Below are 235 nucleotides of genomic sequence, written 5' to 3' on the forward strand. Positions count from 1 at the left end.
TTCTTCTTGGCGTGGTGGGCGATCTTGCGCATGTGGGTTCGCCAGAAGTTCTTGATCTCGTTGTCGGTGCGGCCGGGGAGGCTGCGGGCGATGCGGGACCAGCGGCTGCCCCACTGGGAGTGGAGGTGGAGGATGAGGCGCTCCTCGTCGGCGGTGATGCGGCCGCGCTTGAGGCCGGGGTGGAGGTAGTTCACCCACCGGAGACGGCAGCTCTTGCCTGTGCGCTTCAAACCAG

General features: G+C 66.4%; 1 protein-coding gene. It reads right to left on the reverse strand.

What is annotated here, in order from left to right; translation table 11 throughout:
- Positions 1-235, reverse strand: a 235-nt coding sequence (locus tag L9G74_RS24675; protein WP_238899084.1) for a Myb-like DNA-binding domain-containing protein, incomplete at both ends; no start/stop codon positions are given.

This window comes from Shewanella electrica (genome assembly GCF_022321485.1).
Classification (GTDB): Bacteria; Pseudomonadota; Gammaproteobacteria; order Enterobacterales; family Shewanellaceae; genus Shewanella; species Shewanella electrica.